Source organism: Methylocystis sp. (genome assembly GCF_021731785.1).
GTDB lineage: Bacteria > Pseudomonadota > Alphaproteobacteria > Rhizobiales > Beijerinckiaceae > Methylocystis.
Genome location: NZ_JAKFWS010000144.1, coordinates 1 through 19028 on the forward strand (window position 1 = coordinate 1; position 19028 = coordinate 19028).

Annotated in this window: 20 protein-coding genes and 1 tRNA gene; 13 read left to right on the forward strand and 8 right to left on the reverse strand. The window is 60.9% G+C overall.

All coding sequences use genetic code 11. The features are described from left to right. Positions 1-290: 290 nt before the first annotated feature. Positions 291-1433: a ceramide glucosyltransferase gene (locus tag QZ964_RS19200; protein ID WP_292533614.1), complete on the reverse strand. Its 1143-nt coding sequence runs from the start codon at positions 1431-1433 to the stop codon at positions 291-293. A gap of 245 nt (positions 1434-1678) precedes the next feature. Here QZ964_RS19200 and QZ964_RS19205 point away from each other — a divergent pair, with 245 nt between their 5' ends. Continuing rightward, entirely contained in the window at positions 1679-3031 is a 1353-nt protein-coding gene (locus QZ964_RS19205; protein ID WP_292533616.1) for a glutamate--tRNA ligase, read from the forward strand. A 7-nt stretch (positions 3032-3038) separates the two neighbouring features. After that, a complete protein-coding gene (locus QZ964_RS19210) occupies positions 3039-3437 on the forward strand; it encodes a DUF1622 domain-containing protein (protein ID WP_292533618.1) in 399 nt (132 codons plus the stop codon). Between the two features lie 18 nt (positions 3438-3455). Here the strand turns inward: QZ964_RS19210 and QZ964_RS19215 are convergent, their stop codons facing one another. Beyond that, entirely contained in the window at positions 3456-4031 is a 576-nt protein-coding gene (locus QZ964_RS19215) for an NnrU family protein (protein ID WP_292533619.1), read from the reverse strand. 30 nt (positions 4032-4061) lie between these two features. Then, entirely contained in the window at positions 4062-4409 is a 348-nt protein-coding gene (locus QZ964_RS19220; protein ID WP_292533643.1) for a hypothetical protein, read from the reverse strand. Positions 4410-4672: 263 nt separating this feature from the next. Here QZ964_RS19220 and QZ964_RS19225 point away from each other — a divergent pair, with 263 nt between their 5' ends. The 5 genes from QZ964_RS19225 (at position 4673) to QZ964_RS19245 (ending at position 7744) form a co-directional block, all read left to right on the forward strand. After that, positions 4673-5251, forward strand: a complete 579-nt coding sequence (locus QZ964_RS19225; RefSeq protein ID WP_292533621.1) for a hypothetical protein — start codon at positions 4673-4675, stop codon at positions 5249-5251. 266 nt (positions 5252-5517) lie between these two features. Further along, the gene (locus QZ964_RS19230) at positions 5518-6831 is read left to right on the forward strand and encodes a winged helix-turn-helix domain-containing protein (protein ID WP_292533623.1); all 1314 of its coding nucleotides are present in this window, start codon (positions 5518-5520) and stop codon (positions 6829-6831) included. A gap of 56 nt (positions 6832-6887) precedes the next feature. After that, entirely contained in the window at positions 6888-7292 is a 405-nt protein-coding gene (mce, locus tag QZ964_RS19235) for a methylmalonyl-CoA epimerase (RefSeq protein ID WP_292533625.1), read from the forward strand. Further along, complete coding sequence (locus QZ964_RS19240; protein WP_292533627.1) at positions 7292-7528, forward strand: DUF1467 family protein; 237 nt, start codon at positions 7292-7294, stop codon at positions 7526-7528. The genes mce and QZ964_RS19240 overlap by 1 nt, the downstream gene beginning before the upstream one ends. Positions 7529-7668: 140 nt before the next feature. Beyond that, positions 7669-7744, forward strand: a tRNA-Lys gene (locus tag QZ964_RS19245). Between the two features lie 134 nt (positions 7745-7878). Here QZ964_RS19245 and QZ964_RS19250 read toward each other — a convergent pair. Further along, positions 7879-8145 carry a hypothetical protein gene (locus QZ964_RS19250; RefSeq protein WP_292533628.1) on the reverse strand — a complete coding sequence of 89 codons (267 nt, stop codon included), beginning with the start codon at positions 8143-8145 and terminating at the stop codon, positions 7879-7881. A gap of 658 nt (positions 8146-8803) precedes the next feature. Then, entirely contained in the window at positions 8804-9766 is a 963-nt protein-coding gene (locus QZ964_RS19255; RefSeq protein WP_292533630.1) for a replication-relaxation family protein, read from the reverse strand. A gap of 195 nt (positions 9767-9961) precedes the next feature. Here QZ964_RS19255 and QZ964_RS19260 point away from each other — a divergent pair, with 195 nt between their 5' ends. Both QZ964_RS19260 and QZ964_RS19265 read left to right on the forward strand, forming a co-directional pair. Next, positions 9962-10153, forward strand: coding sequence for a hypothetical protein (locus QZ964_RS19260; RefSeq protein WP_292533632.1), 192 nt, complete (start codon positions 9962-9964; stop codon positions 10151-10153). Beyond that, positions 10150-12618, forward strand: a complete 2469-nt coding sequence (locus tag QZ964_RS19265) for an AAA family ATPase (protein WP_292533633.1) — start codon at positions 10150-10152, stop codon at positions 12616-12618. The genes QZ964_RS19260 and QZ964_RS19265 overlap by 4 nt, the downstream gene beginning before the upstream one ends. A 65-nt stretch (positions 12619-12683) precedes the next feature. Here QZ964_RS19265 and QZ964_RS19270 read toward each other — a convergent pair whose 3' ends face one another. Next, positions 12684-13952: a DUF87 domain-containing protein gene (locus tag QZ964_RS19270; RefSeq protein ID WP_292533635.1), complete on the reverse strand. Its 1269-nt coding sequence runs from the start codon at positions 13950-13952 to the stop codon at positions 12684-12686. Between the two features lie 196 nt (positions 13953-14148). After that, positions 14149-14598, reverse strand: coding sequence for a helix-turn-helix domain-containing protein (locus QZ964_RS19275; protein ID WP_292533637.1), 450 nt, complete (start codon positions 14596-14598; stop codon positions 14149-14151). Positions 14599-14901: 303 nt separating this feature from the next. Here QZ964_RS19275 and merT point away from each other — a divergent pair, with 303 nt between their 5' ends. From merT to QZ964_RS19295, 4 genes are all read left to right on the forward strand, one after another. Next, complete coding sequence (gene merT, locus QZ964_RS19280; RefSeq protein WP_292533638.1) at positions 14902-15252, forward strand: mercuric ion transporter MerT; 351 nt, start codon at positions 14902-14904, stop codon at positions 15250-15252. A gap of 15 nt (positions 15253-15267) precedes the next feature. Further along, positions 15268-15546: a mercury resistance system periplasmic binding protein MerP gene (gene merP / locus QZ964_RS19285; protein WP_292533640.1), complete on the forward strand. Its 279-nt coding sequence runs from the start codon at positions 15268-15270 to the stop codon at positions 15544-15546. Positions 15547-15711: 165 nt separating this feature from the next. Next, a complete protein-coding gene (merA, locus tag QZ964_RS19290) occupies positions 15712-17388 on the forward strand; it encodes a mercury(II) reductase (protein WP_292533645.1) in 1677 nt (558 codons plus the stop codon). Positions 17389-17391: 3 nt separating this feature from the next. After that, entirely contained in the window at positions 17392-17748 is a 357-nt protein-coding gene (locus QZ964_RS19295) for a hypothetical protein (protein WP_292533641.1), read from the forward strand. Between the two features lie 543 nt (positions 17749-18291). Here QZ964_RS19295 and QZ964_RS19300 read toward each other — a convergent pair. Next, the gene (locus tag QZ964_RS19300) at positions 18292-18804 is read right to left on the reverse strand and encodes a hypothetical protein (protein ID WP_292533642.1); all 513 of its coding nucleotides are present in this window, start codon (positions 18802-18804) and stop codon (positions 18292-18294) included. Between the last annotated feature and the right edge of the window lie 224 nt (positions 18805-19028).

The following is a 19028-nucleotide window of genomic DNA, read 5'->3' on the forward strand; positions in this document are numbered from 1 at the left end:
AATCCTACGATGATATCGTCGATCACTGCTGTGATGCGTGGAACAGCCTCGTCGAACAACCCTGGCGCATAATGTCCATCGGGCTGCGCGAATGGGCCTATCGGTTCTAATCAACGCGGGTTGGTATAACTCCAGGATGCGGCGAGATTATGCGAAGCTCGAGCCGGTGTCCAGGAAGAGTGATCGTTCGAACTGCAGGAGCCCAGCGCGGGCTTGGGCAAGGCATTGGCGCGCGTCAATCAAACTTGCGGAAAACTGCGCAAATCGACGGCGCTTGTGAAGACGGAGCGTCACCCCGTCGTCTCTTCCGCCTCGCTCACGGTCATCTCGGCGCCGTGCCATACGAAGTCGTCATAGATCAGCGCGTCGATGAACATCACCGGCAGCATCAGGTCGCGCATGATAAGCGCGAAGGGCATGCGCCAGTCGAGCGGGAAGCCGCAGACGCGCGCAAGCCAGATCTCGCCGCTATGCAAGGAAAAGACGATGAGCGTCGTGACCAGCGCCACCGTCGAAATCCCGCCGTCGAGCTGGAGGGCGGCATAGGCGCCGAGAACGATCGCCGCAAAACTGCCGTTCATGAACTCCGGAACGTAATGCGCGGGAAACGTCGCCCGCCGCAGACGCGCCCAGCGCACATGCCGCGAATAAACCTCGCCGGCTGTGCGCTTTCCAAGCGGCTGCTCGAAAGGCATATCCACGAGGCGCACGTCCATGCCCTGGGCGCGGATGACCTTGGTTGAGGCGGCGTCCTCGGCGATTTCGCTCGCCAGCGCGCGAATGCCGCCAGCCCTGTCGAGGACGTCGCGCCGCCACATCATGTTCTTGCCCTGAGCGAAGCCGGCCCCGATCGCCTCTGCGCCATATTGCCAGCGCGCCTGGAAAGTATTGAGGATCGCGCATTCGACCGTCGCCCAGAAGCCTTTCGGGCGCGACCCGATCGGCATCGAAACGCTCATCGCCGTCGTGTCGCGGAAGGCGGCGAGCATCGTCTGGATATAGTCGCGCGGCGGCAGCGCGTTGGAATCGGCGAGAATCACATGACGATGGCGCGCCGCCTCCCACCCCTTGACGCAGTTGTTGAGCTTGGGATTGGCGCTGACGTAATCGTCGCCGACGAGCAGACGCGCCTCGCGCTCGGGATGCGCCGCGATCAGCCGCTCGACCAGCGGAATGACCGGGTCGCTGGGCGACTGCACGCAAAAGACGATCTCATAGTCGGGATAGTCGAGATCGAAAGTCGCGCCAAGGGTCTCCTCGCTGAACGGCTCCAGCCCGCGCAGCGGCCGCACGATGCTCACCGGCGGCGCATTTTCAGGCGGCGGCAGGTTCCGCGGCCGCGCCCGACATTTTCGGGACATCAGCGCCATGCTTGTGAAATTGAGAATGAGAATGACGGCGCACCAGCCGGCGCAGATATAGGCCAGGATCATGAACGGCGCTTTTTCCTTAAGAGTCGTAACGCTGAGAATCGCGACGGCGAACGCTGGCGGAGTCGCTGGGCCGCCGGCGCGCAACGCCCGGGCGCGGCCATTGTGATATTCCCCCTGACAAAGTCGCCGCGTCTTGGCAAAAGGACGGCGGCGCGAGAATCTTCTCCCGGCGCGAGCTAGAGGAGACCTGCTGCTGAAGACCCTGCTGTCGACCCTCCTCTGGAAACGCCTGACGAAGCTTCCTCATGACCTCTCCGATCGTTCGTTTCGCGCCCTCGCCGACCGGCCGCATTCACATCGGCAACGCGCGCGTCGCGCTGTTCAATTTCCTGTTCGCCGTCGCGCACCATGGACGATTCGCGCTACGGTTCGATGACACTGATTTTGCTCGGTCCCGCGAGGAATTCGCGCGCGGAATCGAGAGCGATCTCGCCTGGCTCGGCGTCGTTCCGCACGCTGTTTTCCGACAGTCGGAGCGCGTGGCGCTCTATGAAGACGCCGCCGATCGCCTGCGGCGATCTGGCCGCCTTTACGCCTGCTACGAAACCGCCGAAGAACTGGAGAAGCGGCGCAAAATGCAGCAGGCGCGCGGCCTGCCGCCGATCTACGATCGCGCGGCGCTGCGCCTTGGCGCGTCCGACCGGGCGGCGCTAGAAGCCGCCGGCCGGCGGCCGCACTGGCGATTCATGCTCGAACCCGGCGTGGTCGAATGGAACGACCTCATTCGCGGTCCGGCGCATATTGACTGCGCGGCGCTCTCCGACCCCGTTCTGATCCGCGAGGACGGCAGTTTTCTCTACACGCTGCCCTCTGTCGTCGACGACATCGACATGGGGATCACCCATGTCATCCGCGGCGAAGACCATGTCACCAACACCGCCGTGCAGCTGCAGCTCGCCCGTGCGCTCGCGCCTCAGGCGGCAGCGCCGATTTTCGCGCATCACAACCTTCTTGTCGGCGCCGGCGGCGAGGCCCTGTCGAAGCGGACCGGATCGCTCTCGATCGCCTCGCTGCGTGAAGAAGGCTACGAGCCCCTGGCCGTGGCGGCGCTCGCGACGCTGACCGGCTCTTCCGACAATATCCACGCCCTGCGCTCGCTCGAAGAGCTGGCGCAGAGCTTCGATCTGTCGCATGTCTCGCGCAATCCGGCGCGGTTCGACCCCGCCGATCTCGAAACCCTGACGCATCGCACGCTCGCCCTCTACGAGTATCGGGATGTGCGCGAGCGTCTCGAAGCCTTGACCATCGTCGGCCGCAAGGCGGAGCCCTTATGGCGCGCGGCGCGCGGCAATCTTGCGCGCTTTGACGATATTCTGACATGGTGGCGCGTCGCGGACGGCGAGATCGCGCCGATCCGTGAGGACGATTCATTTCTGAAAGACGCGGCGCGACTCCTGCCGTCGGAGCCTTGGGACGAGACCACATGGTCGGTCTGGACGAGCGACATCAAGACGGCGACCGGCAGGAAAGGCAAGGCGCTTTTCCACCCGCTGCGGCTCGCGCTCACCGGCGCCGAGAGCGGGCCGGAGCTCGCCGCGCTGCTGCCGCTCATCGGCCGCGCTCGGGCGCTGTCTCGTCTCGCCGGAACCAGCGAATGAGGGCGCCATGCTAGCGCCCTTTCTCGCGAACATCCATCAGATCATCAATGCCGCGGGCCTGGCGCTCGACGTCGTCGGCGTGCTGATCATCGTCACTGGCGCGGTCCTGTCGACGCTCGCTTTTCTCACGCCCTGGAGAGAACATCCCCTCACCTATCGCGGCTACCGAAAAAATGTCGGCCGTTCGATTCTGCTGGGGTTGGAGTTCCTCGTCGGCGGCGACATCATCCGAACTGTCTCCGTCGAACACCCAAGCCTCGAGAATGTCTTCGTCCTCGGCCTGATCGTGATGATCCGCACGGCGATGAGCTTCACGATGGAAGTGGAGCTCGAAGGCCGCTGGCCCTGGCAGGGTCGCAGCCTGGAGACGCCAGCGCCGAGCGAAGACGAATCCGCGCCGTCGTAGGATGAAGTCGAGCGTTGCTCATGCCGGCAACACCGAAACGCCGAACAGCCAGGGATGCAGATAGAGCACGATGAGGAACAGCGCCGTTCCGACGCCAAGCGCGATCGCGTCGCCGCGCGTAAATTGAGAGATCCGCGGCGCGCCCCCGTCCCCGCGCTTCTTCACCGCGATGCGGTCAAAAACGCCCCAGGCGAGAAAAGACCCGAACAGGATCATGCCGCCGAGATCGCCATTGACGAGCAGATGCGCGAGCGCCCAGCTCTTTATCGCGACGAGCGTCGGATGGCGCAGCGCGCCGCGAATGCGGCCCGGCGGCGCGCGACGGCTCGCGATCGCGACGAAGGCGAACCAGACGAGCGGCATGGCGACATGGCGTCCCCATGACGGCGGCGTCCAGACATAAATCATGCCCTCGGCGCGGTAGCGAATGAATCCGTAGACGATCAGCCCGAGACCGATGGCGGCGACCAGTCCGTAGGCGGCCTTATAGGTCTGAAATCCGTATCGGTCGATCAGGCTGGTGCGCGTTTCGCGAAACGCCGTGAGCGTGTGAATGCCGAGAAAAATTACGATTCCGAGAATGAGAATAAACATGGCCTCTCCGCCTTCCACATCGATTCGCGTTTAAAAGCACCGCACTTGCGCTTCGGCCTGAGCGCGGCGCAACTCTTGAAGCATATCGCGGGCCGCGTCCGTATTGCGCATCAGCGCGCCGACCTGTCCCGCCTGCTGATTGACGCTCGCCACGGTCTCGGCGGCGACATAGCGCTCATAGGGCAGAATTGTTGCGATCACGTCGATCGAGCAGGAGCATTGGTCGAGCGAGAGCCGCGTATCGCCATTGGCTTTCATGCAGCCGAAGACATAATCGGCGCGCGCCGAGGTCGGATAATCGTTGAGATCGGCGGCCCAGGCGAAGTCGCCGGCAAGCAGAAGCACTGCGAGAATGAGGAATTCCGACAGGGAGCGCATCTTTTTCATTCCTGACGCGTTCTTTCCTGAGCGCTATCGCACGCGCCCCGCGTGAACCGGTACTGAACGAATTAGAGAGGCGCAAGCTTAAGTTTAAGCGCGGCGAGGCTCTTTTTGGGACGCCTCTGCTCGGCACAGTTAAACAGGATGCGGCTGGATAAAGGCGGAAGATGTCAGGCTCTCCCCGGCAGGCGCGGGAGGTCGGCTTTCGCCGCCGTCGCGCCAGGAGTCGCGTCATCCAGCCGCCGAATCGGGAGGACGGCATGTCGAAGCCCTTTAACGCAGTTTTCTGGCTTGTGGTCGCGGCGCTCGCGAGCGGGCCTTGGTCGGGCGCATTCGCCCATGGCGCGATGCAGCGCCAGCAGAGCACCTGTCTGCTGAAAGTCGGACCCGACTTCATGTATTTCTCCGGCTACCAGCCTGCAGCGTCGCGAAACCGGTTTTGCGAGGACATTCCAAAAACCGGCGATACGATTTTCGTTCTCGATTATGCTCAGGACGAGATGCGAGGGATGTCGACGGACTTCCGCATCATCCGCGACGTTGGCGGACAGGAGGAGCAAGCGCCTCTCGATGCGGTGACGGTCGCCTATCTGCCGCCAAAGGTCTATCCGGCAGGCACGCTGAATTTCGAACATGTGTTCAAGGATCCAGGCGAATTTGTTGGGATCGTCACGGTCGAAGGGCCGAATGGCGAGCATTGGGTGTCGCGGTTTCCCTTCACCGTCGGCGGGCGGCCGCTGTCGGCCCGAATGCCTTACTTTCTGCTCGCTGCAGCCGGCGTGCTGGCGCTGACCATTTTCGTGTGGGGCAAGGAGGAGCAGAAGGCGCGCCGCGCCTGAGCGGTAGACGCCGCCGTCACGCGGCCGTCAGCTTGCGCGCGCATAGACTGCGCGGAGCCTTCCAACGTTCTGCGTATATGGAGAGCTCAAACGCCGGACCGGAGGTACGTCCGGCGTTTTTTATTTTTGAGCCTAATATGTCACCCCAAAATGGCCCCTTCAGGCGCCGCGATATAGAAAAAGTCTATGCAATTTTGGGGACTTAACCAAAATCTGTTCTTGCCGAAGACGCGTCAACTTGCCATCGTCGCGCCGGGCAGGGCACCATGGGCGAATTGGCGAAGCGATTTTCAGGATTTACTTATAGTGCGCAGGGAGGATTGCAGCGCAACGGCGCGCGCATCCACCTTGGCCCCCAGGCGCGTCAACTCCTTGAATTGCTGCTTGATGCGCCCGGCGTCCTGGTGACCAAGAGCGAGATCGCCGCGCGGCTCTGGCCGGATCGCGCCGCCTCCGACGACTCGATCGACCGCTGCGCCTATCTCTTGCGAAAGCCGCTCCGCGAGGCCGGCGGCGAGGATTTGATCGCCACCGCCTATGGCCGGGGCCTCACCTTCCGCGCCGCAGTTGAAATCGTCGATCAGGATTCCGTTGAACCTGTCCGGCTCGCGCCGTCGACCGAGCCGCATATTCTCGATCTATGGCAGACCGCCTATGAGCTTGCCGGAGACCGCACGCGCGAGGGTTTCGCCCGTGCGCAGGAAGCGATCGCTTCAGCCGCCCAGCTCGACCCCGGCAATCCCTCGGTCTGGTCGCTCGCCGCCGATATCGCCGCTGGCCGCGTCGCGCGCGGATTTCTTCGTCCCGCCGAGGCGGCGGCGATGATTGAGGATTTCGCCGGCCGGGCGCTTGGCCCAGCGCGCGATCACACGCCGGCGCGGGCCGTCCTCGGCTGGGCCCGCGGCGCGCTGAAGGGCAAGATTTCCGAAGGCGTCGCGCTCCTCGATCAGTCGGTCGCCGACGATCCGCTCTACGGCAAGGCGCGCGTCTACCGCAGTTGGCTGCTCGCAGCTGCGGATCGTCTCGATGACGCGCTCGCCGACTGCGAAGAGGGACTGGTCAACTCGCCGCATGATCAGGGGCTGCTGTCATTGCGCGCCTGGCTCATCCTTTGCGCCGGCGATCTCGAACGCGCCCGCCGCTATGCCCGCGACGGGCTCGACTTGCGGCCCGACGCCACGACTCTGCATCTCGTGATGTCCATCGCCTACAGCCTCCAAGGCTTTCATGAGCAGGCGGTCAGCTCCGCAAAACGCGCGGTCGCCTCGAGCCCGGACGATCCCTTGCAGTTGACCGTGCTCGCCTATGCGCTAGCGCGCGCTGGCGCCGCCAAAGAAGCTGAGGCGCTCATTGGCGATTTGATCGAAGACGCCGAACTCTACGCGCCGCCCAGCTTTCTCGGCGCGGCATATTTTGCCCTCGGCAAGCGTTCCCGAGCGCTCGACGCCATTCGCCGCGGCATTGCCGAAGGCTGCCCGTGGAGCTCCTTCGTTCGAGTCGATCCGCGATTGGCGTCTTTGCGCCTCGCGATCGACGGACTAAGCCGCACGCCGCACACCGAGGCGCGCCCCGCCGGTTGAAATCGCGCGCCTCAACGCTTATTGGCGCAGCACAGCGTTTTTCCGGAAGGGTGAAAATGATCGGCCGCCTGAACCATGTCGCTATCGCCGTCGACAACGTCGAAAGGGCTTCCGCCGTCTATCGCGACGCCCTCGGCGCGAAAGTGTCGACTCCAGAAAGCTTGGCGGACCATGGCGTTACGGTCGTTTTCGTCGAATTGCCCAACACCAAGATTGAGCTGCTCGAGCCTTATGGGGAGAATTCGCCGATCGCCAGCTTTGTTGCGAAAAATCCTTCGGGCGGGATCCACCATATCTGCTATGAGGTCGAAAACATTCTCGAAGCGCGCGAACAGCTTAAGGCTTCCGGCGCGCGCGTATTGGGCGACGGGGAGCCAAGGATCGGCGCGCATGGCAAGCCGGTGCTGTTTCTCCATCCCAAGGATTTTTGCGGCGCGCTGATCGAACTCGAGCAGGCCTGATGCCCTTTTCACTGCCGCTTGCGGCCGCGATCTACCTGACGATCTGGTGGATCGTGCTACTCGCCGTGCTGCCGCTCGGCGTCCGTTCGTCCGAAGAAGCTGAAGAAGAACTGCCCGAAGGCGCCGATCGCGGCGCCCCCGCATCGCCGGATCTCCTCAAGAAAGCCGCGATCACGACGGCAGTCTCGGCCGTTCTCTTCGGGCTGGTGGCGCTTTTCGCCAAGATTACCGAGTGAAAGGCGCGCGGGCGCCGCCAGGGTTGACCGGGAGGGCGCCCGCCGGTAGTTGATCGCAAAGGCGGGACAAGACCCCGCGCGGCCGAACGGACCGACCCGCTCAGTCGACTTTAGCGGCGTCAACCCGCCGCTTCTTGAGAGAGCGCGTAGCTCAGTCGGTAGAGCACCTGACTTTTAATCAGGGGGTCGTGGGTTCGAGCCCCACCGCGCTCACCAAGAATATCAAAAACTTACAGAAAATTATGCGGTGGCAATTTTTGCTCTAGGTAGCAAATAGGTAGCAAGATCGAGCGCCAAAATTGAGTGAGCCGCCCGTTGGGCGGCTCGTCGAATCTGATGCGTCGCCATGTTCAACGGCGATGCGATCCCTGCGGTGAGCGACCGTTTGTCGAACGGTGACGCTGCTGCGCCGGCGCTTCGTCTCGGTCGTCGTCCGTGATCTCACGGCACACGATCTTCCCGTCAAGCGGAAGGGCTTGCAACATGATGTTGAAGCCGCCGCCGTCCTTGTGCGGAAAGACCAATCCGACGTTTAGCCAAAAGTCGTCCTGGCCTTCGCGGCGAATGACTGAATAGGCGCGATGCGTCGGCTGCTTGGGTTGCTCTTTCTCCGGCATTGGAAACTCCTTCCGGCGAGGTTGCGATGTCCTGCGTAGGCAGGCGGCGAGGGACGCAGAGCCCCGCCGCCCGCCCGCGCGGATCGCAAAGTTGAGGAAGTTTCCGGAGACTGACTTTCAGGGTACGCCGCGAAAAAGACCCGTCAAGGGCGCGCGGATTTTGTCGCTTCGGCGACGCTTTCTGAAAGCACCGGCGAAACGATTTTTGGATGCGGCGAAATACGCGCAACGTCAGCGCCTTGCGTCGCTTGCTGGCGGCGCATCGCTTCGAATTCGCGCCACGAGCACCCATGCATTTGGCATGGTTTCGCCCCGTGCTTTGGCGAGAGAAGAATGCCAGGAGAAGGTCGGCCGACCTATATCGGCTCATTAATCGGCTCATATATTCCGAATCAATGACCCGATTAATGTCTTCGAAAAAGCTTTCTTCGTGATTTCAGATTCTTATGGAAGTCCGTCGTTGGACAATCCAGCCAGACTCGATAGTTGTTTTCCTCCATTCTAGCCGGCCGGCCGGCGAGGCACCCTTGGACGGCTTGGGGTAAAGAGAGAGGGAAATGGTGGGGGAAACCGTTTCCCCCACTTCGCGGTGACAACAACCTGAATTCTTGAGAGGTTGTGCGCACACCTGCGCCCGACCCAATAGGCTTTTCGCCTCTCATTGGGGCAACAGCCGCCGCAGTTGTCCGTCGACGCCACGCCAATTTGCGGTCAGTGGATCGGCGGCGCGAAGCGTATCGCGCGAGGCGAAAAGGAAGAGAGACGAACCGGCAGCGCCGGGAGGCTGAATGGATCGCAGCGCCTCGATCATCGAGCGGACGCGATTGTCGTCGCTGGTGACGAACAGCACGCGAAAGAACTTCCAGCCAAACTTTCGCTCGAAGAGGCGGGAGACATAGGCTGAGAGGTAGGAGCGAAGTTTGCGCTCGATGCTGGTTTGGGAAAAGTCCGTTCGCCTGATCGGCATTGTGCCTCGGTCAATCTCGACGACGAAGTTTCGGGGCGCGCCATTTTTCAAGTCGATGGCGAAGGCGATGTCGGGGACAAGTCCGATCTCGTGGCGCGCCCCCTGGTGCGAAACTGTGACCCGAAGCGCGAGCAGATTGCCGCCAAGATCGGATGCAAACGTTCCCGGCAAACGAGACGCTATCTCCTCGGCGTTGGCGTAGTGGTAACCGGAACGCTCGGCCGAAAGGTACGCCGCAACTTCGAAGTCAGCGATCTCCATTTGGTGCTCGATGAAGGGTCGGCCGGCTTCCAAATTCTTGCGACGCCAGTCGATCCCCGACGGGTCGACGTCTACACGATCGCGCAACAGCCGCGCTCCCCGATCGGCGAGCGCATAGACCATCGGCGCGGAACCCTTCGTCGGATAGTAGTCGAGTTGGGCGCGGGGACGGTCGACGTATCCCGCATGAAAGAGGTGGCACAGCCGATCATTTGTCCGATCGAGCGATCGCCCCACAAGCGCTGCGATGTGCGTCGACCGCAAGAAGCGATGTCGCGCAATGTGCCTGATGATGCGGATGTCATCGTCGGTTACCCGGAAGGCAGGCGCTTTAGGTGAGCGGCGGAATCGCGGTCGGCGAGTCACTATTGAGGCTGAAGCGCCATGGCTCATGGTTTCATTCTAACAGCCGAATGTCGGAGCTTTGTCTGTCGGGGTTGGCCGGGGCCTGTCGGGCTTTGGCGGGGTCAGCCGCGCCGCGCCTCGCTGGAGAGCGGCGCATCCCATTCGTGAATATTTGATGGGCGGCGGAGGCGCTCAATACTTCATTTGGTTGCAGACCTCGAATATCGCGCGTAAGCTTTATCTATGCCAAACGCACTCCCGCCGCTATCTGCTACCGTCACGTTGGTCTTCGCCGAATTCCTAAAGAAGCTTGAGAGCGAAAAGACTATCGGCAACGAAGCAGTCGAGGCGCTTCGACAAAGCCTCGAACAACAAAAACTCGATGTCGACAGTTTGCGCAAAGCACTTTTCAAGCCAAACGAAACAGCGAAATGATCCGCATTGAAAAAATCGAGATCGTGGAGTTTCGAGGGATTAGAAATCTGACGCTCTCGCTCGACAAGAAAAGTTTCGGCATTGCGGGACCGAATGGCACCGGCAAGAGTGGCATAGTCGATGCGATAGAATTTGCTCTGACAGGGAATATCACGCGCCTAGGTGGCACGGGAACGGCCGAGCTTAGCGTGAAGGCGCATGCGCCTCACGTCGACTCCGTTTCCAATCCCGAGAAGTCAATCGTCAGAATAACAGCTTACGCACCATTGCTCGGAAAGAGCATCACGATTGAGCGAACCGTTAAGGGTATTGCAACGCCAAGTGTTACCCCAAACGATACAAAAACTCAGGCTCTTCTCGCGCAGCTAGAAACACATCCGGAATTCGCGCTCTCACGCCGTGAGATCATCAAATACATTTTGACGCCGGCCGGAGACCGCTCCAAAGACGTCCAAACATTGTTACGTCTGGATCAAATTGAAAAGGTACGCATGTCATTTCAACGCGTCGCCAACGATGCAAAGAAAGAGTCCACAAAAGCTGCGACCGATGACAGCCGCACCAAACAGGACTTCTTCCAGTATCTTGGCATCAAGGCCCCAAAAAAGGACGATCTCCTTATTGCGGTGAACGAGCGGCGTAATCTGCTGAAACTCGAGCCGTTGCCTGATCTGACGCCGCAAACTTTGATAAAGCAGGACGTCGTGGCGGAAGAAGGCAAGGTGCCGGCAAAGCAACGATTGTCAAAGGCAACAACGCTGTCCGATCTCGCGATCTATCACCAGTATGTTGTGGAGGCAGGAGATGCTGCTCTGAAGAAGAGCAAAGATGAAGCCTTCGTTACATTGACAAATCTTATTAGCAACCCGGCGATACTAAAAAGCTTCAGGCAGAAGGTGCTGGTCGAGCAGGGCTTGGAATTAATCGAGGATGAAGCATGTCCGCTATGCGATACGGCCTGGGACGTGAATGAACTAAAAGCGCATCTCCAAGAGAAGGTTGCGAATGCATCTGCTGCGTTGACAGTGCTGGATGAGCTTAACAAGGCCATTCAGCCGCTCACGTCCAATCTTGAGAACATCGTGATTGCTGCGAAAAAAATAGTGCAGGCCTGTGGTCAGGCCGAGCCGAAAATTGACTCCGCTGCAATGTCAGAATTTATTCTCGCTTGCGAGAACGATGGCGCTGCGATCGAAAAAGTCTGCACCGACCCTGGTGGGATTGCGGACGCCGTTGAAGCGCTCAAGCGAACTGGTGCAGCACTTTCGAACGCGGTGACGAAAGTCACGGACGATCTCAAACAGTACGTGGATGCATTGCCAGATCCTTCCAAAGAGGAGGCTGCGAAGGAGTTCCTAATCGTCGCACAGGAAAAATATGACCGGTGCCGTTCGACGAAAGAAGAAGCTGAGGCCGCCTTTAAACGCGCGGATTTGGCTGCTAAGGTTTTTGAGCACTATGGAAAGGTCAGCACATCTGTGCTTGAGGCTATCTACGACACCGTCCAAAATGACTTCACCGAGTACTATAGCTTCATCAACCGTGACGACGAAGAAAAATTTGAAGGCAAGCTGACTCCATCCGTCGGCAAGCTGGCATTCGATGTAGACTTTTATGGCCGCGGCAAATTTCCGCCGGGAGCCTACCATAGTGAAGGCCATCAGGATGGCATGGGTCTATGCCTTTATCTTGCACTGATGAAGCACACGCTTGGCGATGAGTTTACGCTGGCTGTGCTTGATGACGTGCTTATGTCAGTCGACGCTGGGCACCGACGTGAAGTTTGTGCTTTGCTGAAGACGAAATTCCCGAAGACACAATTTGTTCTCACGACGCATGATCCCGTCTGGTTGCAATTCATGCGAACCGAGAACCTTATTCAGGGTAGCATCAGCTTCGGGGGATGGACGGTGGATTCAGGCCCGCAGGTCTGGAGTGAAGAAGATGTTTGGACGCAAATAGCGAGCAAGCTCGCAAGTTCTGATGTGCCCGGAGCGGCGGCGACTTTGCGTCGCTATCTTGAATACGTGTCGACAATTCTTGCCGACAATTTGCGCGCCCGGGTCGAGTATCACGGGAACGGCCAATATGACCTGGGCGATTTATGGCCGACAGTCATACAGACCTGGAAGGCGCGCCTTCAGGAAGCCAAGGAATCTGCTGCTTCGTGGAACAAAAGTGTCTCCGAGATCGAAGCGAAGCAGGCGGAAGCAAAGCAGAAAATCGCAGACACGCAATCCGAACAATGGATGATCAACAAGGCTGTGCATTACACAGCGTGGGCAAACTTGCAGCCCAAAGAGTTCGCCTCAGTCGCCACAGCGTTTCAGGTCTTCCTAAAATCGATGCAATGCTCCAATGCACCGTGCTCGGAGTTCTTGTGCGTCTCGCCTGCGAAGGGTGAGAGGGAAGCCCTTCGCTGCGGTTGCGGGAACACAAACCTGAATTTGAAAATGAACAAATAGCGCGGAGGTGTCGGCGTCCCTGCGCTTCGCGAATTATCATGATGCGACATAGCAGTCGCTGTGCGTTAGGCCGCGAGAAACCGCCGAATCTTTTCCTCGACCTCGCTGCGATCGCGTCCAAAGCGCATCCGGCTCGTTTCGATTAATCGATGGGGCGACGGGCGTATTGGCCAGGGCGCGGAAAAGAGATCGAAAGGGATAGGGGAGGACGGCTGTCCGCCGCGCAAGAGCCGCGCCCAGGCGGTGAAGTTGCGAAGGTCGAGCAGCGCGTCCTCGCCGCCAAGCCCGATCTGCTCGGCGAGGATTGGCGCGTCGGATACGCCGGTGCGGCAGGCGATGATCGAGCCGGCATTGCCGAAGATCGCGGCGCGTAGGGGGAGCGGAAGCTGGTCGAGATATTGATGCGCGAGGGTAAGCGTCAGTGCATATTTCCTCGCTTCGCTCAATATGAGCGAGAAGCTCTCCGTGGCAAAGGATTGAAACTCGTCGGCGTAGAGATGGAACACGCGCCGCCCGGCCGCTGGTGTGTCGGCGCGCGACAGCGCCGCCTGTGCGAGCGAAGTGACTAGCAATGCGCCAAGAAGATGCGCGGTGCTCTCGCCGAGCGCGCCCTTCGAAAGATTGCAAATGACGATCGCGCTCTCGTCCATCAGCCGGCGCGGGGTGATCGTGCTCCTCGGCTGCGCCAGCATGTTGCGCAGCGAGGGAGTCATCAACGCCTTGCCGATCTTGTTCTGAATGGGGGCAATCGCCTCGCGGCGAAAACTCTCCGTGTAGCCGGCGTATTCGTTCTGCCAGTAAGCCCGCACCACGGGATCATGCACATGGCGATGGACGAGTTGCACGCGGTAAGGCGTGTCGATCAAAAGGCGGGGGAGCATGAGCAAGGTCGCGCCGGGAACGTCGAGCAAGGCTCGGACGGCGTTCGTCAAGATGTAGTCGAGACGCGGCCCCCAACTGTCGGGCCACACGTGCCGGAAGGCGGACACGATCCCGTCGGCGACGATAGGCGCGAGATCGGGCGGCACGCGCGAGAGGGGATTGAAGCCGATCGACCGCTCCAAATCGGCGGGGTCGATGTAGACTAGATCGTTGGTGCGCCGGCGGGGGATATGGTCGAGCGCCGCGCGTGCGAGGTCGCCGTGCGGATCGAGCAACGCGACGCCGGCCCCACTCTCGAAATCCTGGCGCAACAGATTGAGCAGCAAAGTGCTCTTGCCGGTGCCGGTCTGGCCGATGAGATACAAATGCCGGCGGCGTTCGTCCTCGTCGAACGTGACGAATTCGCCCGATGCGCGAGCGCCAAGCATGAGAGAATATGTTTGCGTATCCATAGCCGGAAGAGAGCCGGCGTGCCGTGCGCATCGCGATAGGGAAGTGATGCGGGCAGCGCCTTCTTCCCGGAAGGCGCGCCGGGGCTACATGGCGTCGCAAGTCAATTGTGCGTGATGACGCGACTGCCGAGCCCCCCGCTCACCGTCGGCTCGTTTCCGGCCACGATCCGAAAGGGATGGTGGCCTAAGAACGATTTTACCTTGTGCGAAGACGTGTGTTGTCCTTAGCTAACAGTTGGCGAACATCGAAGAGAGCGTCAATAATTGCGCATTCGGGCGCGCGGCCTCCGCTACATTGCGCCGCCATTTCCTCCATCACCCGCTTGAGCCGCTTTAAGTCCGCAATCTTGCGGCGAATCTCCGCTACGTGATCCAGTGTCAACTCACGAACTTGCGCGCAGGTGTAAGTGTCTCCGTCAACAAGACGAAGCAGGCCTCGGATTTCATCGAGGCTGAACCCGAGCTGTCGGCCACGGCGCACGAAGCTCAACCGCTTGAGATGATCCGGCCCATAGAGCCGGTACCCGCTCGCACTGCGATCGGGCGTCGGCATGACGCCGATCTTCTCGTAATAGCGGATCGTTTCGATGTTGACGCCGCTGTGTTTCGACAGTGCGCCGATCGAGAGCGCATTTGCCGCTTTCATGTTTGGCACCTCCCAGAAAAAACCTCTTGACCCTGTAGCGACTACAGGCCCTAGGGTGACAATAGGTCAACGCGAAAGCGGAAACAATGGCGATCAATGCGCGACCCGGCGGATCGACTTTGCAATCTGATGATGGAGGAGAGAACGATGTGTGATGGCGACGGTCTCGGTCTCATACAGATGGCGATGACGCCGACAGGGCTCGGGGTGATGGCGGGGATCGCCATTGCGCTCTTCTTTTTTGCACGCTGGGTTCTCGCCGACTGAACCGAGGCGCTGGAGCTTACTAACAAAGAGGAATCCATGTCTGGACAATCAAACGGTCACAAGGCCCTAGCCGCAGGCGGCGTTGCCGCAATCCTGGCATCGGCCTGCTGCCTTGGTCCACTGGCGCTGGTAAGCCTCGGGTTCAGCGGGGCCTGGCTCGGCAATTTTAAGGCGTTCGAGCCATTTCGGCCGCTGTTCCTCAGCGTGGCGTTCGTTGCGCTGTTCTTCGCCTGGCGTCGAATCTATCGCCCGGCCGTGGTCTGCAAACCGGGAGAGGCCTGCGCCGCGCCTCAGGTGAGGTCAGCCTACAAGGTGATCTTCTGGGGCGTTGCGGCGCTGGTCGGAGGGTCGATCGTGTTCCCGTATGTGCTCCCGCTGTTATACTGAAAAGGACTCCCAAACATGAAAAAACTCGCCGTAATGATCGCTTTGGCCGCTGTTTTCAGCGCACCGGCTTGGGCCGCCAGCCAAACGGTCACCCTGTCGGTCTCCGGCATGACCTGCGCCGCCTGCCCAATCACCGTCAAGAAGGTGTTAAGCAAGGTCGAGGGCGTGCAAGCAGCTGAAGTGAGCTACGAGAAGAAGGAAGCGGTGGTCACTTACGACGATGCCAAGACCAGCATCGGAGCGCTCACCAAGGCGACCGAAGGGGCCGGTTATCCTTCCGAATTGAAGAAATGAGCCATGGACCAGCGACCTTCGTTCAAGACAGCGCTCGCCGACACGATGACGGCTGCGACGGGCCAAGTCCTGCCGCTTCTCGCGCGCCTGCGCCATGCCCTTGGGCAACGACTTGGCTCTGAGGAATCTCCCGTCTCGTCCGAACCAGGGCGCGAAGGGAACAGTGTGGTTTTGCAGATTGCCGGCATGACTTGCGGCAGCTGCGCGAGCCATGTTCAAAAAGTGTTGCTCGAAGCCCCTGGCGTGCATGAGGCGAATGTGTCCTACGCCGAAGGAACGGCGCGGGTCAGCGGCGACGAGGCGCTCGACCCAGCGGCGCTCTCCGCCGCTGTGCAGGCAGCAGGCTATCAAGCAGTGGCCGCGAAACGCGCCCGCGACTCCACCCCTCAAAATAGACGGTCGGGTAAGACACCTGATCATGAAGCAAAGCAAGGGCGTCGAGGCGCGCCATTGCGGGTGGCGATCATCGGCAGCGGCGGAGCGGCCATGGCGGCCGCGTTGCGCGCCGCCGAAGACGGCGCGCGGGTCACGCTCATTGAGCGTGGGACGATTGGGGGGACATGCGTCAACGTCGGCTGCGTGCCCTCCAAGATCATGATCCGCGCCGCGCATATCGCGCATCTACGCAGGGAGAGCCCGTTCGACGAGGGCATTGCCGCGACTATTCCGACGATCAAGCGGGAAAAACTGCTCGCCCAACAACAGGCGCGCGTCGATGAGCTGCGGCACGCCAAATATGAGGGGATTCTTGAAGGCAATACCGCCATTGCCGTGCTGGGTGGCGAGGCCAAGTTCCAAGACAGCCACACCCTCATCGTCCGGCTGAACGAAGGCGGCGAAAGCGAAATCAGATTCGACCGCTGCCTCATCGCGGCGGGCGCGAGCCCGGCTGTTCCGCCCATACCGGGGCTGAAGGAGACGCTCTACTGGACTTCCACCGAGGCGCTGGCGAGCGACACGATTCCCGCGCGCTTGGCGGTGATCGGCTCGTCGGTCGTGGCTGTCGAGCTGGCCCAAGCCTTCGCCCGGCTGGGCAGCAAGGTGACGATCCTCGCGCGCAGCACGCTTTTCTTCCGGGAAGACCCGGCGATCGGCGAGGCGGTCACAGCCGCTTTCCGAGCGGAGGGCGTCGAAGTGCTGGAACACACGCAAGCGAGCAACGTGGCGTTCGTGGACGGGGAATTCGTGCTTACGACCGGTGACGGCGAACTGCGCGCCGACAAACTGCTGATCGCCACTGGCCGTGCGCCCAATACGCGGGGGCTGGCGTTGGAAGCCGGCGGCGTCGCCGTCAACCCACAGGGCGCAATCATTGTCGACAAGCACATGCGCACCAGCGCGCCCCACATCTACGCTGCCGGCGATTGCACCAATCAGCCGCAATTCGTCTACGTCGCGGCGGCGGCCGGCACGCGCGCAGCGATCAACATGACCGGCGGGGACGCCGCCCTCGACCTGACCGCGATGCCGGCCGTCGTGTTCACTGATCCACAAGTCGCGACCGTGGGCTACAGTGAAGCGGAAGCGCACCATGAGGGCATCGAGACCGACAGTCGCACGCTGACGCTCGACAACGTGCCGCGCGCCCTCGCGAATTTCGACACGCGCGGCTTCATAAAGCTTGTCACTGAAGTCGGCTCGGGCCGACTCATTGGCGTACAGGCTGTCGCGCCGGATGCGGGCGAACTGATCCAAACGGCGGCGCTCGCCATTCGAGCTCGAATGACGGCGCAAGAACTGGCTGACCAATTGTTCCCTTACCTGACGATGGTCGAAGGGCTAAAGCTCGCGGCGCAGACCTTCTCCAAGGACGTGAAGCAACTTTCCTGCTGCGCGGGGTAAGCGATGAAAGAACGCATGACGCCCTGTTGCAATGGCGATCCCGCCGACTGGCGTCCGCTGAACGGCGGCCAGCGTCGAGCCAGGCTGATTGTCGGCGTCGCCCTGCTGTCGCTGGCTCTGGCTCTTCCGTGGTCAGCCGCCAGCTCGATCGCGCTGGCCATCATCGCGGGCTGGCTTGGCGCAACCCATGTCATCGCTGCTGCGATGGCCTATCCCGGCTGCCCGGAACTCGGGGCGGTGCCCAGCCTTCTGCTTGGCCGCTGGGTCAGAATTGGGTGTACCCCATGGCGATGGTTGGATGCCAAGTTGAATTTGACTACTTGCAGTCATGAACGGACACCACGATCTTCCCTCGGGTGAGACATGGAGCGACATTCCCCCTGGAGCCGACACGCTTATGCGTGGGCGCTTGGCGGCGATTCGGTCAAGGCCGGCGCAGCCGCCCCGCAGGGGTCGCCTTGAGGGAAGCGCGCGGCCAAGCGCCATGATTGGCGGGTTGGTCGGGTGTTGGCTCGATGGGGGAGCGAGAGAACGACGCCCGTCTTGTCCGTCGCGTCTTGAGTCAATCTCGATGCAGGGCCGCGCGCGTCGGCGCTGCTTTCCGTCACGTCATGTTACCGCATGATGCTCGATGTCGATCCTGTCCGGGATACCCGCCCGACTCCGGGGCTTTTCCCGAAGGCGCTTCGACAGAAGAGACGAGGGCGGAGGCGGAGCGAAAAGCGCCCACGCTTTTCGCTCTTTGCCGAAGTCGGGCGCGCGCCCACGCGCAGCCCGAAAAAGACACGGAGTCGGGCGGGTAGCCCGACGCGCGCGGCCCGTGCTTTCTGATTCTTTCGACCCATTGCCCCGCCTTACCCTAAAGGCGGGGTCTATGGCGGGGTTGTCGATAACGGACAATCCTTATGCCGCCATTGGCAACTCCTCGCCCGCTGTTTCGGACGGCACCGGCAAGCCCAATTTTTGCAGCGGCAGATAGTGGAAATAGTACTGGCAGCCGACCGAGATCACGTAATCGAGCACGTCCTTATATTGCGGATGCCGGAACCAGTCGTTGAGGATGTAGATGTATTCGACCTCGAAATTGAGCGGCGCGAGGAGCTTCCGATATTGCTTCTTTTTGAAGTCGCACGTTTGCAGCTTCTCGTCGACCGAGCCCCGAATTTTTTGAAATTTCATTTCGACGATGAACAGGGTGTTGTTGACGATCACATAGATGGCGTCGTCGGGCAGCAGCATCTTCGATAGATGGTCGCGGTAGTTGACGCCATGCTGGGTGAGCATCCTGTAAAGAGCGTGCTTGCGATAGCTGCGCGCCACTTCGCGGCCCTCATAGAAGATGATCGAGCCTGTGACGCTGTAACCCGGCGCGCGCGAAATCGCGCCGAGAAGGTCGCTCTCATTTTCGAAACTCAACCCTGTGCGCGTGTTGCCGCCGCCAATTCCGCCGGCCTTCATACGGCGATGGAGAGGGGAGCGCTCCAGGTCGGTATGGGGACTTTGTTCAGTTCTCTGTGTTTCGGCGTGCAATTTTGACCCCCTAACTTGGGGGATCGGCGTCCAAAATTGACCCCCATCTGAACTGTTTGCAGGTCTGCCCGCTTTGGCATTGAGCGGGCGGTGGGGGATGCTTGTTGTGG